This window comes from Pinirhizobacter sp. (assembly GCF_035317885.1).
Taxonomy (GTDB): Bacteria; Pseudomonadota; Gammaproteobacteria; order Xanthomonadales; family Rhodanobacteraceae; genus Pinirhizobacter.
Window position 1 is genome coordinate 1 of record NZ_DATHFX010000282.1, and the last position, 3,814, is coordinate 3,814.

A 3,814-nucleotide genomic window follows, 5' to 3' on the forward strand; every position below is an offset into this window, starting at 1 on the left:
GCCTTCCTGGTTCCTTCGATGGTGGCCTGGCAGCAATCGGCCGTGGCCGCCGTGTTGTGCCTGGTCAACACCGCCCTGCTGTACCGGCGCGTGGGTTCGGTGCAGAAGCTCTCGATCCTGATCACCGTGCTGGTACTGGGCGCCTGTGCCTGGATCGTCGCCAGCGGCGTGCTGCACTTCGACGCGCGCCTGGCCGGGAATTTCCTCAACATGGGAAATTCCGACCCCCACGGCTTCTGGCTGGGCCTGGGCGCAGTGGCGCTGATCGCCGTCTACGACTACGGCGGCTACAACAACGTGTGCATGCTCGGCGGCGAGATGAAAGAGCCCCGCCGCAACATACCCCTTGCCGTGCTTTGTTCGATCCCGCTGGTGGCGGTGCTCTACCTCGGGCTCAACATCACCATCCTTGGCGTGCTGCCGTGGAACGTGGCGGCGCAGTCGAAGGCGGTGGTGGCCGATTTCATGCAAGCCATCTACGGCCGCGCCGGCAGTACCACGGCGGTGGTGGTGATCCTGGTGGCAAGCTGGGCATCGGCGCTGGTGGTGCTGCTGGGTTACTCCCGCGTGCCGTTCACAGCCGCCCGCGGCGGCCAGTTCTTCGCCGTGTTCGGACGGCTGCACCCGCGCGGCGCCTTCCCCACGGTGTCGCTGGTGTTCGTGGGCGTGACCTCGGCATTGGCCTGCCTGCTGCCGCTGGGCGATCTCATCGCGGTGCTGATCCTGGTGCAGGTGATGTTCCAGTTCATCGCGCAGTGTTTTGCCGTGGTGCTTCTTCGCCGCCGCCCGGACCGCGACCCGCATGCATTCTCGATGCCGCTGTACCCGTTGCCGATCGTCATCAGCGTGGCGGGTTGGCTGTATATCGTCGCGACCGGCCAGCCGAAGCACGTGGCGGCTGGCGCGTTGGCACTCCTGGGTGGCAGCGTCGTCTTCCTGATCCAGGCCAAGCGGGAGCATTCATGGCCCTTCCGACATCCATGAAGGCCTTCGATGTCGCCGTCGTGGGCGAGGTGTATATCGACCACGTCTTTTCCGGCCTGGAATCCTGGCCACGCCCAGGCGAGGAAGTGCTTTCGCGTGGCTATGTGCGAGAGCCCGGCGGCGGCACCGTGAATACCGCCTGTGGCCTGGCGCGGCTGGGGCGCTGCGTGCACCTGTTCGGCCTGGTCGGTGCCATCGACCTGCCGTGGTTTACCGCGCGACTGGGCAGTTTCGGCGTCTCCACGCAGAACCTGCGTGCCCACCCGGCGGGCACGGGGGTGACCGCCAGCGCGTCCATGGCCGACGACCGTGGATTCTTTACCTACAAAGGCGCCAACACAGACCTGGGCCAGCTATTGACCGATGAAGATGTCATCGCGGATCTGTGTGCCGCCCGCCACGTTCACTTTGCCCTGCCCCTGGAACGAACCATCGCGCAGAGACTGTTGCCGCGCCTGGAACGCGCTGGCTGCACGACATCGCTGGACGTCGGTTTCAGCCCGGAATGGCTTTCCAATCCGGTGAACCGCGATACCTGCCTGGAGGTGGACTATTTCCTGCCGAACCAGAAAGAGTGCGGCCTGCTACTGGATGGCGGGCACGACGATGCGTACGCCGCGTTCGTACGCGAGGAGGGCTTCGGCCATGGTGTGCTGAAGCTTGGACCCGAGGGCGCACTGGGCATCGATCGCGAACACCTATGGCGGGTAAAACCGCCGCGGGTAAACGTTCGCGACACCACCGGCGCCGGCGACGCCTTCGATGCGGGTTTCATTGACGCCCTGCTCGACGGGCGCGATCTCAACACATGCCTGGAGCGGGCCTGCATTTGCGGCGCGTTATGCGCGACCGAAGCAGGCGCGCTGGCGGGGCTGCCAGATATTCATCAGCTTGGGAGTTTTCATGAGCAAACCTACCGACGCTAAAGTTGCCCTGATCGGTGGCGGCGGCGTGCGTGCGCCGCTGGTGGTCTATGGCGTGAACGAGGTGGCCCAGGCGCTGGGCGCCGAAGAAATGGTGCTGTGGGACCCCGATGCCACGCGGCTTGCGATCATGGTGGCCTTGGGGCAGGCCATCGTCGCCGAGTTCGGCGGCGACCTGCGCGTGCGCGGCGCCAGCAGCATCGAAGAAGCCATCGAAGGTTCGCGGTTCGTGCTGAACAGCGTGCGCGTGGGCGGCATCGCCGGGCGCGCCGCCGATGAAATGGCCGCGATCGCGCGCGGCTACCCGGGGCAGGAAACCACCGGCCCCGCCGGCATCGCCATGGCACTGCGCACGGTGCCGGTGGCGATCGAGCAGGCCCGGCTGGTGGAACGGCTCAGCCCCGACGCCTGGCTTGTGAACTTCACCAATCCGGCGGGCCTCATTACCCAGGCGGTGAGTAATCATACCCGGGCCAACATCGTGGGCATCTGCGATACCCCCACCGAACTCTTCCACAACATCGCCCGAGCGCTGGGGTTACCCAACGAGGACGTGATCTGCGACTACGTGGGCCTGAACCACTTGGGCTGGGTACGCGGCGTGTGGCACAACGGCCAGGATGTGTTCGACCGCCTGCTCGATGACGAAACGCTGCTCCGCCAGCTTTACCTGGCGCCGCTGTTCGACGTACGCATGATCCGGGCGCTGCGCCTGATACCCACGGAGTACCTCTTCTTCTATTACGAGCGGCAGCGTGCCCTGGCCAACCAACGCAGCCAGGGCGCCAGCCGGGGCGCCGAGATCGAACGGCTCAACGTCGCCCTGATCGACACCCTTACTTCCAGACTCAATGCCGGCGATGGCCAGGGCGCTGTGCAGGCCTATGCCGCGTACCTCAACCAGCGGTCGGGTTCCTACATGAAGCTTGAGGCTGAAGGCGGTTCGGCGTTCGACGAAGGCGTGGAGCTTGATGGCGATCCGTTCCGCGTCAGCTCCGGCTACCACCGCATCGCCATCGACGTGATGAGCGCCCTTACCGGCGCCAGGCCCGCCTCCATCGTGGTGAATACGCGCAACCAGGGCGCCATCCCGGGCCTGCCCGACGGCGACATCGTGGAGATCACCTCGCACATCGACCGGAACACCATTACCCCGGAAGCCACCGATCCCCTGCCCGATGCCGTACTCGGCATGGTCCAGTCGGTGAAAGCCTACGAACGTGCCGTTATCGATGCTTCTCTATCAGGCGATTGGCTGGCAGCACGCAAGGCCATGCTGATCCACCCCGCCGTCGGCGAATGGTCGCCCTCCCAACATTTGCTCGAGGGTCTGTTCGGCCACGCACACGACGACGGCGAATGCCTGTGCGAAGGAAGGATTCCCTGGTCGGTGGCGCGTCCTTCAGCGTGAAGCGTGCGGATGAGGTCGTCGCCGTTGCGCGTTGGGGCCAAGTCTTAGCCCTGCCGCCTTCCGGCGGCAGGGCCCTGTGACACCCTCAACTAGCGCGCGGCGGCCTTCTTCGCGTCCTTGGCGGCCTTCTTTTCCTTCATGGTCTTGGCGGGCTTCTTCTTCTCGCTTTTCTTTGAATCGAGGCTTTTACTCATCGCACATTTCCTCTGGTTGTGATGGCATGGACTTTACTCCGATGCTGGTGTTACTGCCCAAGGGCGACCACCCAGGCTGAATAGGGCGGCAGCGTGGCACCCTCGACCCCTGGATGCCCAGTTTCAGGCGCGGCTGGCCACCACGTTGACGGTGATGGCGACGATCACCACATTGAAGAAGAAGGCGATCACGCTTTGCCCCAATGCCGTGCGGCGAAGGTACTGGTCGGCGATCTGCACGTCGGACACCTGGAAGCACATGCCGATGACGGCTGCGAAGTACAGGAAGTCCCAGTAGTCCG

Annotated in this window: 4 protein-coding genes; 3 read left to right on the forward strand and 1 reads right to left on the reverse strand. The window is 64.9% G+C overall.

Annotated elements, in window-relative coordinates; translation table 11 throughout:
- The 3 genes from VK519_RS09110 to VK519_RS09120 form a co-directional block, all read left to right on the forward strand.
- Positions 1-984, forward strand: a 984-nt coding sequence (locus VK519_RS09110) for an APC family permease (protein ID WP_324349203.1), incomplete at its 5' end; no start/stop codon positions are given.
- Positions 963-1,910, forward strand: a complete 948-nt coding sequence (locus VK519_RS09115) for a carbohydrate kinase family protein (protein WP_324349204.1) — start codon at positions 963-965, stop codon at positions 1,908-1,910. The genes VK519_RS09110 and VK519_RS09115, both read left to right, overlap by 22 nt.
- Positions 1,888-3,318, forward strand: coding sequence for a family 4 glycosyl hydrolase (locus VK519_RS09120; protein WP_324349205.1), 1,431 nt, complete (start codon positions 1,888-1,890; stop codon positions 3,316-3,318). Before VK519_RS09115 ends, VK519_RS09120 begins: the two co-directional genes overlap by 23 nt.
- 317 nt (positions 3,319-3,635) lie before the next feature.
- Here VK519_RS09120 and VK519_RS09125 read toward each other — a convergent pair.
- The coding region (locus VK519_RS09125; RefSeq protein ID WP_324349207.1) for a DUF1345 domain-containing protein at positions 3,636-3,814 on the reverse strand (179 nt) is incomplete at its 5' end.